The organism is Streptomyces sp. NEAU-W12, from assembly GCF_026242095.1.
Lineage (GTDB): Bacteria > Actinomycetota > Actinomycetes > Streptomycetales > Streptomycetaceae > Streptomyces.
Genome location: NZ_JAPJDM010000010.1, coordinates 107,700 through 122,020, shown reverse-complemented (window position 1 = coordinate 122,020; position 14,321 = coordinate 107,700). Strand labels below are relative to the sequence as shown.

Sequence of the window (14,321 nt, the reverse complement as noted above, 5' to 3'; positions counted from 1 at the left end):
CGCAGCTCCGGATCCCTTCGGGTGCCGATCCGCGGCGCAAGGGCCGGTCCTCGGCGAGGCCGGCCCTTTGACGTCGCCGCTCAGCCGAGGTGGTCGGCCAGCTCGCGTTCCAGCGCGGCCTTCGGCTTGGCGCCGACGATCGTCCGGACGACTTCTCCGCCCTTGTAGACGTTCATGCCTGTGGCTCCGGCGCGATCTCCTTGATCAGGCCCTCGACCAGCACCTTGATCTCGTCGCGGATCGGACGGACGGCCTCGACGCCCCGGCCGGCCGGGTCCTCCAGCTGCCAGTCCAGGTACCGCTTGCCGGGGAAGACGGGGCAGGTGTCGCCGCAGCCCATGGTGATGCAGACGTCGGACTCCCGGACCGCGTCCACGGTGAGCATCTTCGGCACCTCGGCGGAGATGTCGATGCCGACCTCGCGCATGGCCTCGACGGCGGCCGGGTTGACGCCGGCACCCGGGTTGGAGCCGGCGGAACGGACCTCGACGCGGTCCCCGGCCAGGTGGGTCAGCCATGCGGCGGCCATCTGCGAGCGGCCGGCGTTGTGGACACAGACGAACAGCACGGAGGGTTTGTCGGACATCAGGAGGTCTCTCTTGTCTCACGACGGCATCAGGTGCGAATGACTTCAGCACCCGGTGGTGTCAGCCACCACTGATGTGAGATTATCAGTCCATGATGACGTCAGTCGACACTGACCTGATCCGGGTTCTGGCCGACCCGCTCAGGCTTCGAATCGTGACCCTGCTCGCCCGGGAGACGCTCTGCACCACCCACCTGGTGGAGGAGACCGGCGCGCGGCAGACCAACCTCTCCAACCACCTGAGAGTGCTGCGCGAGGCCGGTGTCGTCGAGACGGAGCCGTGCGGCCGCTACACGTACTACAAGGTCCGGCCGGACGTCATCGCCTCGCTCGCCGGTCAGTTCGCCGACCTGGCCGAGTCCGCCCGCAATGCCGCCGACAACAAGAGGGCCTGCCCGTGACCCGCACCGAAGCACCCGCGACCACCGAGGACTCGTCGGTCGTCGCGAAGCTGTCGACACTCGACCGCTTCCTCGCCGTCTGGATCCTCATCGCCATGGCCGTCGGGCTCGGCCTGGGCAGGGCCGTCCCGGGCCTGAACGACACCCTCGCCAAGGTCGAGATCGGCGGCATCTCCCTGCCGATCGCCATCGGCCTGCTGATCATGATGTACCCGGTCCTGGCCAAGGTCCGCTACGACAGGCTCGACGCCGTCACGGGCGACCGCAGGCTCATGGCCTCGTCGCTGGTGATCAACTGGATCGCCGGCCCGGCGGTGATGTTCGCCCTGGCCTGGATCTTTTTGCCGGATCTTCCCGAGTACCGCACCGGCCTGATCATCGTCGGCCTCGCCCGCTGCATCGCCATGGTCATCATCTGGAACGACCTCGCCTGCGGCGACCGTGAGGCGGCGGCCGTACTCGTCGCGCTGAACTCGGTCTTCCAGGTGTTGGCGTTCGGCCTGCTGGGCTGGTTCTACCTCGACCTGCTGCCCGGCTGGCTGGGCCTGGGCGACGGCGAGCATCTGGACATCTCGATGTGGAAGATCGCCCTGAACGTCGTCATCTTCCTCGGCGTCCCGCTGCTGGCCGGCTTCCTCACCCGCCGCCTCGGAGAGAAGAAGCTCGGCCGCGAGAAGTACGAGTCCAACTTCCTGCCGAGGATCGGCCCGTGGGCGCTGTACGGCCTGCTCTTCACGATCGTCGTCCTCTTCGCCCTGCAGGGCAGGACCATCACCTCCCAGCCGCTGGACGTCGTGCGCATCGCGCTGCCGCTGCTGGTGTACTTCGCCGTGATGTGGGCCGGAACCTTCCTGCTGGGCAAGGCGATCGGCCTGGCCTACGACCGCACCGCCACGCTCGCCTTCACCGCGGCGGGCAACAACTTCGAGCTCGCCATCGCGGTCGCCATCGCCACCTTCGGCGTGACCAGCGGCCAGGCCCTGTCGGGAGTCGTCGGCCCGCTCATCGAGGTCCCGGTCCTGATCGGTCTCGTCTACGTGTCCCTGGCCTGGCGCAGGAAGTTCGCCCCGTCCGCTCTGACCACTGAGGGAAGGGAGTACTGATGCACCGCCCGGGCTGCCGTGCACAGGGGGCGACCGCCACGGCCCCCGGTGCCCGCCGCGACCGCGCAGCCGTCGTCCGCCACGAGCACACGCCCGTCGCGAACCGTGTCGTGCGCGGGGAAGTCGTGCGCCAGGGCTCCCGTTCCGGACGGCACGGCGAGGCCGTGGCCCGCACCGTACGGTGCACCACGCCCGGGGCGGCGGCGCAGGCGGCATGACCGGGCACACCGACGTGGTGGTGATCGGCGGCGGCCAGGCAGGGCTCGCCGCCGGCTACCACCTGCGCCGCCAGGGCCTGGACTTCGTCGTCCTCGATGCCCGGGCCACCCCCGGCGGGGCCTGGCAGCACACCTGGGACTCGCTGCACCTGTTCTCCCCGGCCGCCTTCTCCTCCCTCCCCGGCCGCCTCATGCCGACGCAGCCGGGCGAGGAGTACCCCGACGCCGGACACGTGGTGGCGTACTTGAGCGACTACGAGAAGCGGTACGAGCTTCCCGTGCAGCGGCCGGTCCAGGTGCTCGGCGTGCACGACGACGGGCGGCTGCTGCGCGTGGAGACCGACTCCGGCACCTGGCACGCACGCTCGGTGATCAGCGCGACCGGTACCTGGTGGCGCCCCTTCCTCCCCGCCGTCCCGGGCCGTGGGGACTTCGCGGGCCGGCAACTGCACACCGTCTCCTACCGCCGACCGCAGGACTTCGCGGGCCAACGCGTGATCGTCGTCGGGGGCGGCAACTCCGGCGCGCAGATCGCAGCCGACCTCGCCCACGACACCGAACTGACCTGGGTGACCCGGCGTCCACCCCGCTTCCTCTCCGACGACATCGACGGCCGCGCCCTGTTCGACGCGGCCACCGCCCGCCGCCGCGCCCTCGACGAAGGCCGCACCGACACCGGAGGCGTCGCCTCACTGGGGGACATCGTCGCCGTACCGCCGGTGCGCGAGGCCCGGGACGCCGGACTGCTCAAGGCCTCGCCCCTGTTCGTACGCCTCGACCGCGACGGTGTCGTCCGGGCCGACGGTACGAGGACGCCCGCCGACGTGGTGATCTGGTGCACCGGCTTCCGGCCGGCCCTCTCGCACCTGTCACCCCTGGGCCTGCGCGGCCCGCGCGGCCACATCGCCACCCGGGGCACCCGCTCCGTGGAGGAACCCCGGCTGCACCTTCTCGGTTACGGCGACTGGACGGGCCCCGCCTCCGCCACGCTCATCGGCGTCGGACGGCCGGCTCGCGACGCGGCCCGAGAGATCGCCGGGCTTCTCGGCGCCCGAGGATGACCCACCCGGCGCCGGCCCGACTCGCCGATCGTCTCCCGCGCTTCTGCGGCGACGGACCGGGCCCCGCCTTCCGGCAGGGCCGCCGGCCCGTCCGGCCGGTCGGTGTGGCGTGCCGGGCGGTGAGCGCTGCTCCGGCCGAGGCCGGAGCGAGGGCGGTGGACAGGTGGGGGCAGCCGCCGAGGGGGACGGCCAGGGCGGTACCGGTGAACGGGGCGGGCGCGGAGGCGGTCGTCGCGAGGGCGGCGAGAGTCCCGGACAGGCGGTCGTGGCCGTCGGCACCCCATCGGTCGGTGATGGCGGTGGCCTGCGGCGCAGGGGCAGGTCACCGCGGACGATACCGGCGGCGCCGGCCGGCCCGTGCGGGCGACATCGCGGATGTCGGCGTCTGCCGGTCCGCGGCCGACCGCCGTCCGGGGGAGCTCCGGGAAGCAGGCCTGCCGCTGTCGGAGCGGCGCGGCACCTGGGTCCTCGCACGGGGGCCACCGGGAGTCCACCGACGACGGGCGCGAGACGATCCGCCAGGGGATCGCGAAGGGCCATGGCGCTGCGGACCGGCTGGAGGCCGCGATCGACGCCGGCCCGTTCACCCTGGACGAGCACCTCGCCCAGCTCCTCGAGGACGGGGGCGGCCCGTCGACGCCGGCGCCGCACCGCGAAGGGCCGCTGCTAGGAGGCCTTGCTCAGGGCGGGATCGGTGCGCCAGACGGCGGCGAGTTCGGACAGTGGTATGCCGAGTACCTCGCTGAGCCGGACGATGGTGCCGAACGCGGGCGTCGGCAGCCGACCGGTCTCGATCTTGCGGAGGGTCTCCGGCGAGATCTCCGCCGCCGAGGCCACTTCGACGGGGCTGCGTCCGGCCCGGGCGGAGCGCAACGCGGCCCCGAGGCGTCGGCCCGCCTCGATCTGTTCGGGGGCGAGCGGATAGCGAACCATGCGCACATGCTAGAGCCGCAGGTGACCGGCGGCAACCACTCCACCTGGTATAAATATACCTGCCAGTGCCCCGGGGAATCGAGGACCGCAGTGATCGAGCACAAATCTCCCAAAGACATCGAGCGTATGCACGTCACCGGACAGTTCGTCGGCCAGGTGCTGGCTGAACTCGCCGACCTCGCCGCGGTGGGGGTCGACCTGCTGGACCTGGAGCATCACGCCCGCCGCCGGATCAAGGAGCGCGGCGCGGAGTCCTGCTACTGGGACTACGAGCCCTCGTTCGGCAAGGGCCCGTTCCGCAACGTGGTGTGCCTCTCGGTCAACGACGCCGTGCTGCACGGGCTGCCGCACAGCTACAAGCTGCGCGACGGGGATCTGCTGACCATGGACATGGCGGTGGTCATCGACGGCTGGGCCGCGGACTCGGCCCACTCCGTGATCGTCGGCACCCCGGCCGAGGAGGACCTGAGGCTGATCGAGGCCACCGAGGTCGCCCTGGAAGCCGGGATCGAGGTCGCCCGGCCGGGCAACAGGCTCGGGGACATCTCGGCGGCCATCGGCGCGGTCGCCGCCGAGTACGGCTACCCGGTCAACCTGGAGTTCGGCGGTCACGGTATCGGCCGCACGATGCACGAGGACCTGCACATCCCCAACGACGGTCGTCCCGGCCGTGGTTGGAAGCTGCGTCCCGGCCTGACGATCGCGATCGAGCCCTGGTTCGCCGCCGGCACCAACAAGATCGTTTTTGACCCGGACGGCTGGACGATCCGCTCGGCCGACGGCTCGCGCACCGCTCATTCCGAGCACACGGTTGCCATCACCGAGACCGGCCCGCTCGTGCTCACCCGGCGCCCTCAGAGCAATGAAGGGCTGGAGGGCCAGCGGAAATCATCGGCGACCGGACGCTGACCCGGGCTTCGTCGAGGACGAAGCCCGGGTGGCCGACGACACGGCGACCGCTGCCACCGGCCGGGCACGAGCGGGGAATCCCCCGGCTGCGGGGTCCCACAGCCCCCGTCGGTGAGGGGCCCGTTCATGGGACGACGGGCAGGCACTCACCCGTGCCAGGAGCGCCACAGTGCCGCGTACGCGCCGTCCGCCGCGACCAGTTCGTCGTGGCTGCCCAGCTCGCTGATGCGGCCGTCCTCGACGACGGCGATGACGTCGGCGTCGTGTGCGGTGTGCAGGCGGTGGGCGATGGCGACGACGGTGCGGCCGTCGAGGACACGGGCCAGTGAGCGTTCCAGGTGCCGGGCCGCGCGGGGGTCGAGCAGCGAGGTCGCCTCGTCCAGCACCAGCGTGTGCGGGTCGGCCAGGACCAGACGGGCCAGCGCGATCTGCTGTGCCTGGGCCGGGGTGAGCGCCAGCCCGCCCGAGCCGACCTCGCTGTCGAGGCCCTCGTCGAGCGCACGCGCCCAGCCGTCCGCGCCGACCGCGCCGAGCGCGGCCCACAACTCGGCGTCCTCGGCACCCGCCCGGGCGAGCCGCAGGTTGTCGCGCAGGGAACCCACGAAGACGTGGTGCTCCTGGTTGACCAGGGCCACATGGGTGCGGACGTCTTCGGCGGTCATCCGGGACAGCTCGGCGCTGCCCAGGGTCACCGTGCCGTCCCGGGGGGCGTAGATCCCGGCGAGCAGCCGTCCCAGGGTGGACTTGCCCGCGCCGGAGGGGCCGACCAGCGCCAGTCTGGTGCCGGGCGCGACCTCGAGCGACACCTTGCGCAGCACGTCGACGCCCTCGTGGTAGCCGAAGTGCACCCGCTCGGCCCGCACATGGCGCCCGTCGGGGGCCAGAGCGGTGTCACCGGCGTCGGGCTCGATGTCCCGTACCCCGACCAGCCGGGCCAGCGACACCTGGGCCACCTGCAACTCGTCGTACCAGCGCAGGATCAGCCCCACCGGGTCGACGAGCATCTGTGCCAGCAGCGCTCCGGTCGTCAGCTGGCCGACGTCTGTCCAGCCCTGAAGGACGAAGACGCCACCGATCATCAGCACCGAGCCGAGCACGGTCACATGGGTGATGTTGACGACGGGGAAGAGCACCGACCGCAGCCACAGCGTGTAGCGCTCCCAGGCCGTCCACTCCCTGACCCGCTGGTCCGACAGCGCCACCCGGCGCTCGCTGAGGCGGTGCGCCTCGATGGTCCGCCCCGCGTCCACGGTCTCGGCGAGGGCCGCGGCCACGGCGGCGTATCCGGCGGCCTCGGAACGGTACGCGGCCGGTGCCCGCCGGAAGTACCAGCGGCAGCCGGCCACCAGCAGCGGAACGGCGACCAGCACGGCCGGCGCCAGTTCGGGGGCCGTGACGACCAGGCCGCCCAGCAGCAGCACCGCCCACACCACACCGATGGCCAGCTGGGGCACCGCCTCACGCATCGCGTTGCCGAGCCGGTCGATGTCGGTCGTGATCCGGGACAGCAGGTCACCCGTCCCGGCCCGCTCCAGCACACCGGGCGGCAGCCCGACCGACCGCACCAGGAAGTCCTCGCGCAGATCGGCCAGCATCCGCTCGCCGAGCATCGCTCCGCGCAGCCGCACCTGCCGCACGAACACCGCCTGGACGACCAGCGCCAGCACGAACAGTGCGGCGGTGGGACCCAGGTGGAGCTCCCGTGCGCGGTCAGAGACGCGCTCCACCAGGCCGCCCAGCAGATACGGGCCCACCATCGAGGAGATCACCGCGACGGTGTTCACCGTGATCAGGAGCACGAAGGCCCTGCGATGCCTGCGGAGGAGCTCGCCCACATAGGTGCGGACGGTGGCGGGCGCGCCCACGGGCAGGGTGCCTGCCGTGGTCGGGGCCGCCGGGTCGTAGGACGGTGGCGCCACGCCGATCATGCTGTCTCCTCGATCTCCACGAGCTGGTCCAGACCGGCCAGGTCGTCCGTCCCGGCCCGTGCCCCGTTCTCCACCCGGGGCCGCGCCTCGGTCCTCGCCCCGGTCTCCGTCTCCGTCTCGCGGGTCACCACGGCCCGGTACCGGGGCTCGGTACGCACCAGTTCGCGGTGGCCGCCGACGGCCACGACCGTCCCGTCGTGCAGGAAGACCACCTGGTCCGCCCGGTCCAGCAGCAGGGGCGACGAGGTGAGGACCACGGTCGTGCGGCCCGACCGCAGCCCTCGCAGACCCTCGGCGATCCGGGCCTCGGTGTGCGAGTCGACGGCGGAGGTCGGCTCGTCCAGAACGAGGACCTCCGGGTCGGTGACCAGCGACCGGGCCAGTGACAGCCGCTGCCGCTGGCCGCCGGAGAGGGACCGTCCGCGCTCGGTGAGCTGTGCGTCCATCGGGTCCGCGACGTCGAGCGAACCCTGCACCAGTGCCGCCAGTACGTCCCCGCACTGCGCGGCGTCCAGCGCCTCGCGTGCCGGGACGGCCCCGGACGCGGGCACGTCGAGCAGTTCGCGCAGCGTGCCGGACAGCAGCACCGGATCCTTGTCCTGGACGAGGACGCAGCCGCGCGCGGAGTCCAGCGGCAGCTCGTCGAGCGGCACGCCGCCGAGCAGCACCGAGCCGTCCCGCTCGGCGTGCGTGGTGTGCGCCGCGTGCCCGCCGAGCCGCTCGGCGAGGTGTCCCGCCGCGTCCGGATCCCCGCACACCACCGCGGTGAGCCGGCCCGCCGGGGCGAGCAGACCGGTCGCCGGATCGTACAGGTCGCCGGAAGGCCGCTCGGGGCCGCGCGTACCGGCGGTGTCCGTGGCCCGTTCCAGTGACAGCACCCGTGCAGCCCGCTTGGCCGACGGCCGGGAGAAGGAGTAGGCCATCGCGATCTCCTCGAAGTGGCGCAGAGGGTACGCGAGCAGCATCACCGAGCTGTAGACGGTGACCAGTTCACCCACGGTGATCCGCCCCTGACGGGCCAGGTGAACTCCGTAGCAGACCACGGTGATCAGCAGAAGTCCCGGCAGCAGCACCTGGATCGCGGCGATCAGGGACCACATCCGGGCACTGCGCACGGCGGCGTGGCGGACTTCCTGGGACGCGCGGCGGTAGCGGTCCAGGAACAGCTCCTCGCCTCCGATGCCGCGCAGCACACGCAGTCCGGCGACGGTGTCCGAGGCGAGTTCCGTGGCCCGGCCGGCCTTCTCCCGCTGGACGTCGGCCCGCCGGGTGGCGCGGGGCAGCAGCGGCAGGACCGCGAGCGCCAGCAGGGGCAGGCCCACGACGACGACCACACCGAGCGCGGGCTGGTAGAGAACCAGGCCGACGCAGACCAGCACGATGGTGACCAGGGCCGCGGTGAACCGGGACAGGGCCTCGACGAACCAGCCGATCTTCTCGACGTCACCGGTGGAGACGGCCACGACCTCGCCGGCCGCGACGCGCCGGGTCAGTGCGGAACCCAGGGTCGCGGCCCTGCGGGCCAGCAACTGCTGGACGCGGGCGGCCGCGGTGATCCAGTTGGTGACCGCGGCCCGGTGCAGGAAGGTGTCGCCGATCGCGTTGCCCGCGCAGGCCAGGGCCATGAGTCCGCCGGCCAGGGCGAGCCGGGTGCCGGAACGGTCGACGGCGGCCTGGACGCCGATGCCCACACAGAACGGGAGCGAGGCGACGGAGGCGAAGTGGAGCAGTCCCCAGGCCAGGGACTTGAGCTGGCCCGGCAGCTGATTCCGAAAGAGCCACCGCAGGAATCGAGGGCCCGAGCGGGCGTCGGGCACGCCCGGGTCGGGATACGGAAGGTCTTGGATCTGCATGACGTCCCAGGGGCTCGCGGAGGCGGGGCCGCGCGCCGTCCTCGGACGGCGGCGACAGCAAACCGTGACAGGTTGACGCCGTCTCGTGCCGTAAGGCAAACGATTTTTCACGCCGTCGCACAGGACCGGCGCGATCCGCCGGACGGGAACCTCGTGGCACACCGGACCGGACCGGCGCGGCAGGGGCCGCCGGGCGACCTCGACGCGGCACACCGGCCGACGGCGTCACGAGGCTTCGGAACAGATCCCCGCGCGGCGGCTCAGCAGGACGCGTCGCGGTGCTGCGGGGCGGCGGACGTGCCGTCGACCAGTGTGTCCAGCAGCGCGCCGAGAACCTCGCGCTGCTCGTCCGCCAGCGGAGCCAGGATCTCCTCCGCGGCGGCCCTGCGCGCGGCGTGGATCTCCCGCAGGGCCGCGTGTCCGTCGTCGGTGAGCTCGATCCGGATCACCCGCCGATTGGCCGGATCGGGCACCCGTCGCACCTTGCCGCCGGTCTCCAGCCCGTCGACCAGTGTGGTCACGGCGCGCGGCACGACCTCCAGCCGTTCGGCCAGGTCGGCCATGCGGGGCGGCGAGGCGTAGTGGGCGAGGCTGCGCAGCAGCCGGGACTGGGCCGGGGTGATGCCCAGCTCGCGCCGCACCAGATGGCGCTTCTGGATGCGGTGCACCCGGAGGGTCAGCCGAAGCAGCTGCTCGGCCAGCAGGCCGTCGGGGTCGGGGGTGGTCATGTGCGGAACAATATCAGCATGCCGTTCATTGTGAGTGTAGGTAACAATGAGCTAGGCTCCGCCGTCCCGGGACTCCCGGGACCGATCCCTGTCCGGCCCCCGGACCCGCCGGGCTCACGCCTCCGGCTTCCCGCTCCCGAGCCCTCGAAGGAGACCATGCACCCCGACCATGAACCCGCCTGGAGCGCACCCGCGGGCGCCGAGGAGCAGCCCCGGCAGGTACGCCGCATCCTGCGGCTGTTCCGTCCCTACCGGGGCCGCCTCGCGATCGTCGGTCTGCTCGTCGGAGCGGCGTCGCTCGTCTCGGTCGCCACCCCGTTCCTGCTCAAGGCGATCCTCGACGTCGCGATCCCCGAGGGACGCACCGGACTCCTCAGCCTGCTGGCCCTCGGCATGATCCTCGGCGCCGTCCTCACCAGTGTCTTCGGCGTGCTCCAGACGCTGATCTCCACGACCGTGGGCCAGCGCGTGATGCACGATCTGCGCACCGCCGTCTACGACCGGCTCCAGCACATGTCGCTCGCCTTCTTCACCCGCACCCGCACCGGCGAGGTCCAGTCCCGCATCGCCAACGACATCGGAGGCATGCAGGCCACCGTGACCTCCACGGCGACCTCCCTGGTCTCCAACCTCACCAGCGTCGTCGCCACCGTCGTCGCGATGCTCGTCCTCGAATGGCGGCTGACCGTCGTCTCACTGGTCCTGCTGCCGGCCTTCGTGTGGATCAGCCGTCGTGTCGGCAACGAACGCAAGAAGATCACCACCCGGCGTCAGAAGCAGATGGCCTCGATGGCCGCCACGATCACCGAGTCGCTGTCGGTCAGCGGCATCCTGCTGGGCCGCACCATGGGCCGGTCCGACTCGCTGACCAGTGCCTTCGCCGAGGAGTCCGACCGCCTGGTGGACCTGGAGGTCCGCTCGAACATGGCCGGCCGCTGGCGCATGGCCGTCATCACGATCGTCATGGCCGCCATGCCCGCCGTCATCTACTGGACCGCGGGCATCGCCCTGAGTACGGGAGGGCCCGGGGTCTCCATCGGGACGATCGTCGCCTTCGTCTCGCTCCAGCAGGGCCTGTTCCGGCCGGCCGTGAGCCTGCTGTCGACCGGGGTCCAGATCCAGGCCTCGCTCGCGCTGTTCCAGCGCATCTTCGAGTATCTCGACCTTCCCGTGGAGATCACCGAGCGCGCGGATCCGGTCCACCTCGACCGGGTCGGCGGCGAGGTCCGGTTCGAGAACGTCACCTTCGGCTACGACGGCAAGGGCGGCCCCGTCCTCGACGGAATCGACATCACTGTCCCCGCCGGCACCAGCCTCGCGGTGGTCGGCTCGACCGGCGCCGGCAAGTCCACGCTGGGCCACCTCGTGCCACGGCTGTACGACGTCACCGGGGGCAGGGTCACGCTCGACGGTGTCGACGTGCGCGACCTCGACTTCGACACCCTGGCGCGCGCGGTCGGCGTCGTCTCCCAGGAGACGTACCTCTTCCACGCCTCCGTCGCCGACAACCTGCGGTTCGCGAAGCCCGACGCCACGGACGAGGAACTCCACGCGGCGGCCCGGGCGGCGCAGATCCACGACCACATCGCCGCCCTGCCCGACGGGTACGACACCGTCGTGGGGGAGCGAGGCCACCGCTTCTCCGGCGGTGAGAAGCAGCGCCTGGCGATCGCCCGGACCATTCTGCGGGACCCGCCCGTGCTCGTCCTCGACGAGGCCACCAGCGCGCTCGACACCCGTACCGAGGCCGCCGTCCAGCAGGCCATCGACGCGCTGTCGGCCGACCGGACCACGCTCACCATCGCCCACCGGCTCTCCACCGTCCGCGGTGCCGACCAGATCGTGGTGCTCGACGCGGGACGCGCGGTCGAACGCGGCACGCACGAGGAACTCCTGGAGCGGGACGGACGGTACGCGGCCCTCGTCCGCAGGGACGCCCAACTGGAGTCGACAAGATGAAAATATGCCAGGTTTGTGGCGATATGCGGGTTACCGTGCCCGCATGCAGACGAACACTCCGTCACGAAGCACGATCCGACTGACGCGCCGGGGGCGGCTCGCCCTCATCGCGACCGGGGCCGTCGTGGCCGGTACCGCCGTGGCGGTGCCCCTGCTCGTCCTGGGCGACGACGGCGACTCCCGCCCCACGACCCTGGTGATCCCGGAGGGCCGACGGGCGAGCCAGGTGTACGCGGCCGTCGACAAGGCCCTCGAACTGCCCGCGGGAAGCACGAGGAAGTCCCTCGCGAAGGCCGGCCTCGAGCTGCCGGCCGACGCCGAGGGGAATCCGGAGGGCTACCTCTTCCCGGGGACGTATCCGCTGAAGGAGAAGGCGACACCGGAGCAGTTGCTGGCGCTGATGGTCGAGGCGGCCAACAAGAAGTTCAACGGAGCCCCCGTCGCCGCCGGGGCACAGCGCAACGCGATGAACGTCTACCAGGCCGTCACCATCGCGAGCATCGTCCAGGCCGAGGCGTCCACCAAGGCCGACATGGGCAAGGTGGCCCGGGTGATCTTCAACCGCCTGGAGCGCGGGATGCCGTTGCAGATGGACTCGACGGTCGACTACGCCCTGGGCCGTTCGACGCCCGGCGTCAAGGAGACCGACATCGGGGCCGACAGCCCCTACAACTCCTATACCCGCATGGGGCTGCCGCCGACCCCGATCGACAACCCCGGCGAGGAGGCGATGCGCGCGGCGATCAATCCGACGCCGGGTGACTGGCTGTACTTCGTCACGGTCAAGCCGGGCGACACCCGCTTCACCGCCGACCACAAGGAACACCAGAGCGACGTTGCCGAGTTCACCGCGCGGCAGAAGGAGCAGCGGGAGAGGCACGAACAGCCGGCGGAGAAGTGAGACGAGCCGCACCGGTCGTCCGCGTCGGACCGCGGCGCGCTCCCCGGCCGGCCCTCTCAGACCGTGACGCGCTCCTCTGCCAGCAGGCGCCTGATGTCCCGTACGGCCGCACGCCCGGCGCGGTTGGCGCCGACGGTGCTGGCCGAGGGCCCGTAGCCGACGAGGTGCACGCGCGGATCGGCGACCGCCCGGGTGCCCTCGACCCGGATGCCGCCACCGGGTTCCCGCAGCCGCAGCGGGGTGAGGTGGTCGACGGCCGGACGGAAGCCGGTGGCCCACAGGATGACGTCGGCCGCCACCCGCCGCCCGTCCTTCCACTCCACACCCTCCCGCGTGATCCGGTCGAACATCGGCCGGCGCTCCAGCACCCCGTCGGCGATGTTCCGGCGGATCGCGCCGGTCAGCGGCAGCCCCGTGACCGAGACGACACTGCGCGGCGGCAGCCCCTGCCGCACCCGCTCCTCGACCAGTGCCACGGCCGCCCGTCCCGCGTCCTCGTCGAAAGGGCCCTCGCGGTAGACCGGAGGCCGCCGCGTCACCCAGGTGGTCTCCGCCGCGTACGGGGCGATCTCCATCAGGTGCTGGGTGGCCGAGGCGCCTCCTCCCACCACGACGACCCGCCGGCCGGCGAACGCCTCGGGGCCCGGGTACCGGGCGGTGTGCAACTGCCTCCCCCGGAACGTCTCCTGGCCCTCGTAGCGCGGCCAGAACGGTCGGTCCCAGGTGCCGGTGGCGTTGATCAGCGTCCGCGTCGACCAGGTGCCCGCCGAGGTCTCCACGAGCAGCCGCCCGCCGGTCCCCTCCCGTACCGCCCGCACCTTCACCGGCCGCCTCACCCGCAGGTCGAACGTCCGCTCGTAGCGGTCGAAGTACTCGGTGACGACCTCGGAGGACGGCCGGGCCGGGTCGGCGTCCGTGAGTTCCATGCCGGGCAGCGAGTGCATCCCGTGCACCTTGTCGTACGTGAGCGAGGGCCAGCGGTACCGCCAGGCCCCGCCGGGGCCCGGGTTGTGGTCGAGCACCACGAAGTCGCGCCCCGGCTCGAACCCGGTGCGCCGCAGGTGATGGGCGCCGGACAGCCCTGCCTGTCCGGCGCCCACGACGACGACCCGGACCTCGGCCGCGCGGTCCTGCGCGGCCCGGTCCTCGGGCACCGCAGCCTCGCTCATGCAGTTCATATTTCTACTAACGCTGCTGAGGGTTGCACGTCTTCCCACGGACCGCCGCGGCCGTCCGGGAGACCGCGGATCCCGAGGACCTCCGGCTCATGGGCCAGGATGGGGCGTATGTCAGATGCCTTCAACACCCGGGTCCTGAACGTCGCCACCGGCTCCGTGGAGCGGATCGCCGACATCACCCGCGACTGCGACTCCTTCCTGCGCGAGGTGGCGGCCGGCCGTGACGGACTGCTCAACGTCTTCGTCCCGCACGCCACCGCCGGCGTCGCCGTCATCGAGACCGGCGCCGGCAGCGACGACGACCTCCTCGCGGCCCTGCACAGCCTGCTGCCGGCCGACGACCGCTGGCAGCACCGCCACGGCAGCCCCGGCCACGGCCGCGATCACGTCCTGCCCGCCATCGTCCCGCCGCACGCCACCCTGCCCGTACTGGGCGGACAACTGGAACTGGGCACCTGGCAGTCCGTGTGCCTGGTCGACACGAACCGCGACAACCCGGACCGCCGGGTCAGGCTGAGCTTCCTCGGAGGCCGGTGAGCCGGAACGGGGCCCGCTCCCGGCGC

General features: G+C 72.0%; 13 protein-coding genes and 2 pseudogenes. 8 read left to right on the top strand and 7 right to left on the bottom strand.

Annotated elements, in window-relative coordinates:
- Window positions 1-80 precede the first annotated feature (80 nt).
- Both ORI94_RS14605 and ORI94_RS14600 read right to left on the bottom strand, forming a co-directional pair.
- A pseudogene (locus ORI94_RS14605) lies at window positions 81-176 on the bottom strand (thiol reductase thioredoxin); the annotation flags it as partial.
- A complete protein-coding gene (locus tag ORI94_RS14600) occupies window positions 173-586 on the bottom strand; it encodes an arsenate reductase ArsC (protein ID WP_266075261.1) in 414 nt (137 codons plus the stop codon). The gene ORI94_RS14600 and the pseudogene ORI94_RS14605, both read right to left, overlap by 4 nt.
- 92 nt (window positions 587-678) lie before the next feature.
- Between ORI94_RS14600 and ORI94_RS14595 the strand changes: the two genes are divergently transcribed.
- From ORI94_RS14595 to ORI94_RS35525, 4 genes and pseudogenes are all read left to right on the top strand, one after another.
- The gene (locus ORI94_RS14595; protein ID WP_266075259.1) at window positions 679-987 is read left to right on the top strand and encodes an ArsR/SmtB family transcription factor; all 309 of its coding nucleotides are present in this window, start codon (window positions 679-681) and stop codon (window positions 985-987) included.
- Window positions 984-2,090: an ACR3 family arsenite efflux transporter gene (gene arsB, locus ORI94_RS14590; protein WP_266075257.1), complete on the top strand. Its 1,107-nt coding sequence runs from the start codon at window positions 984-986 to the stop codon at window positions 2,088-2,090. The genes ORI94_RS14595 and arsB overlap by 4 nt, the downstream gene beginning before the upstream one ends.
- 214 nt (window positions 2,091-2,304) lie before the next feature.
- The gene (locus tag ORI94_RS14585) at window positions 2,305-3,369 is read left to right on the top strand and encodes an ArsO family NAD(P)H-dependent flavin-containing monooxygenase (RefSeq protein WP_266075255.1); all 1,065 of its coding nucleotides are present in this window, start codon (window positions 2,305-2,307) and stop codon (window positions 3,367-3,369) included.
- Between the two features lie 375 nt (window positions 3,370-3,744).
- Window positions 3,745-3,975: pseudogene (locus tag ORI94_RS35525) on the top strand (DUF6192 family protein); the annotation flags it as partial.
- A gap of 60 nt (window positions 3,976-4,035) precedes the next feature.
- Here the strand turns inward: ORI94_RS35525 and ORI94_RS14575 are convergent.
- Entirely contained in the window at window positions 4,036-4,302 is a 267-nt protein-coding gene (locus ORI94_RS14575; protein ID WP_266075253.1) for a helix-turn-helix domain-containing protein, read from the bottom strand.
- 90 nt (window positions 4,303-4,392) lie between these two features.
- On the opposite strand from ORI94_RS14575, the gene map reads away from it, so the two are divergent.
- A complete protein-coding gene (map, locus tag ORI94_RS14570) occupies window positions 4,393-5,211 on the top strand; it encodes a type I methionyl aminopeptidase (protein ID WP_266075551.1) in 819 nt (272 codons plus the stop codon).
- A 146-nt stretch (window positions 5,212-5,357) separates the two neighbouring features.
- On the opposite strand, the gene ORI94_RS14565 is transcribed toward map, so the two are convergent.
- The 3 genes from ORI94_RS14565 to ORI94_RS14555 all read right to left on the bottom strand — a co-directional run bounded on the left by ORI94_RS14565 (window position 5,358) and on the right by ORI94_RS14555 (window position 9,720).
- Window positions 5,358-7,139 (bottom strand): ABC transporter ATP-binding protein, encoded by a 1,782-nt coding sequence (locus ORI94_RS14565; RefSeq protein ID WP_266075251.1) that lies wholly within the window; start codon window positions 7,137-7,139, stop codon window positions 5,358-5,360.
- Complete coding sequence (locus ORI94_RS14560; protein ID WP_266075249.1) at window positions 7,136-8,992, bottom strand: ABC transporter transmembrane domain-containing protein; 1,857 nt, start codon at window positions 8,990-8,992, stop codon at window positions 7,136-7,138. The genes ORI94_RS14565 and ORI94_RS14560 overlap by 4 nt, the downstream gene beginning before the upstream one ends.
- 260 nt (window positions 8,993-9,252) lie before the next feature.
- Window positions 9,253-9,720, bottom strand: coding sequence for a MarR family winged helix-turn-helix transcriptional regulator (locus ORI94_RS14555; protein ID WP_266075247.1), 468 nt, complete (start codon window positions 9,718-9,720; stop codon window positions 9,253-9,255).
- 156 nt (window positions 9,721-9,876) lie between these two features.
- Between ORI94_RS14555 and ORI94_RS14550 the strand changes: the two genes are divergently transcribed.
- Entirely contained in the window at window positions 9,877-11,679 is a 1,803-nt protein-coding gene (locus tag ORI94_RS14550; protein ID WP_266075245.1) for an ABC transporter ATP-binding protein, read from the top strand.
- A gap of 43 nt (window positions 11,680-11,722) precedes the next feature.
- Window positions 11,723-12,580, top strand: coding sequence for an endolytic transglycosylase MltG (gene mltG, locus ORI94_RS14545; RefSeq protein ID WP_266075243.1), 858 nt, complete (start codon window positions 11,723-11,725; stop codon window positions 12,578-12,580).
- Between the two features lie 56 nt (window positions 12,581-12,636).
- Here mltG and ORI94_RS14540 read toward each other — a convergent pair whose 3' ends face one another.
- Window positions 12,637-13,749, bottom strand: a complete 1,113-nt coding sequence (locus ORI94_RS14540) for an NAD(P)-binding domain-containing protein (RefSeq protein ID WP_266075241.1) — start codon at window positions 13,747-13,749, stop codon at window positions 12,637-12,639.
- A gap of 117 nt (window positions 13,750-13,866) precedes the next feature.
- Between ORI94_RS14540 and ORI94_RS14535 the strand changes: the two genes are divergently transcribed.
- On the top strand, window positions 13,867-14,295 hold the full coding sequence (locus ORI94_RS14535) for a YjbQ family protein (RefSeq protein ID WP_266075239.1): 429 nt from the start codon (window positions 13,867-13,869) through the stop codon (window positions 14,293-14,295).
- The last annotated feature ends 26 nt before the right edge of the window (window positions 14,296-14,321 follow it).

Coding starts and splice junctions, on each gene's coding strand:
- ORI94_RS14585 (WP_266075255.1), top strand. CDS start 2,305: ATGACCGGGCACACCGACGTGGTGGTGATCGGCGGCGGCCAGGCAGGG.
- ORI94_RS14565 (WP_266075251.1), bottom strand. CDS start 7,139: ATGATCGGCGTGGCGCCACCGTCCTACGACCCGGCGGCCCCGACCACG.
- ORI94_RS14600 (WP_266075261.1), bottom strand. CDS start 586: ATGTCCGACAAACCCTCCGTGCTGTTCGTCTGTGTCCACAACGCCGGC.
- ORI94_RS14560 (WP_266075249.1), bottom strand. CDS start 8,992: ATGCAGATCCAAGACCTTCCGTATCCCGACCCGGGCGTGCCCGACGCC.
- ORI94_RS14550 (WP_266075245.1), top strand. CDS start 9,877: ATGCACCCCGACCATGAACCCGCCTGGAGCGCACCCGCGGGCGCCGAG.
- mltG (WP_266075243.1), top strand. CDS start 11,723: ATGCAGACGAACACTCCGTCACGAAGCACGATCCGACTGACGCGCCGG.
- ORI94_RS14555 (WP_266075247.1), bottom strand. CDS start 9,720: ATGACCACCCCCGACCCCGACGGCCTGCTGGCCGAGCAGCTGCTTCGG.
- ORI94_RS14595 (WP_266075259.1), top strand. CDS start 679: ATGATGACGTCAGTCGACACTGACCTGATCCGGGTTCTGGCCGACCCG.
- ORI94_RS14535 (WP_266075239.1), top strand. CDS start 13,867: ATGTCAGATGCCTTCAACACCCGGGTCCTGAACGTCGCCACCGGCTCC.
- ORI94_RS14540 (WP_266075241.1), bottom strand. CDS start 13,749: ATGAGCGAGGCTGCGGTGCCCGAGGACCGGGCCGCGCAGGACCGCGCG.
- ORI94_RS14575 (WP_266075253.1), bottom strand. CDS start 4,302: ATGGTTCGCTATCCGCTCGCCCCCGAACAGATCGAGGCGGGCCGACGC.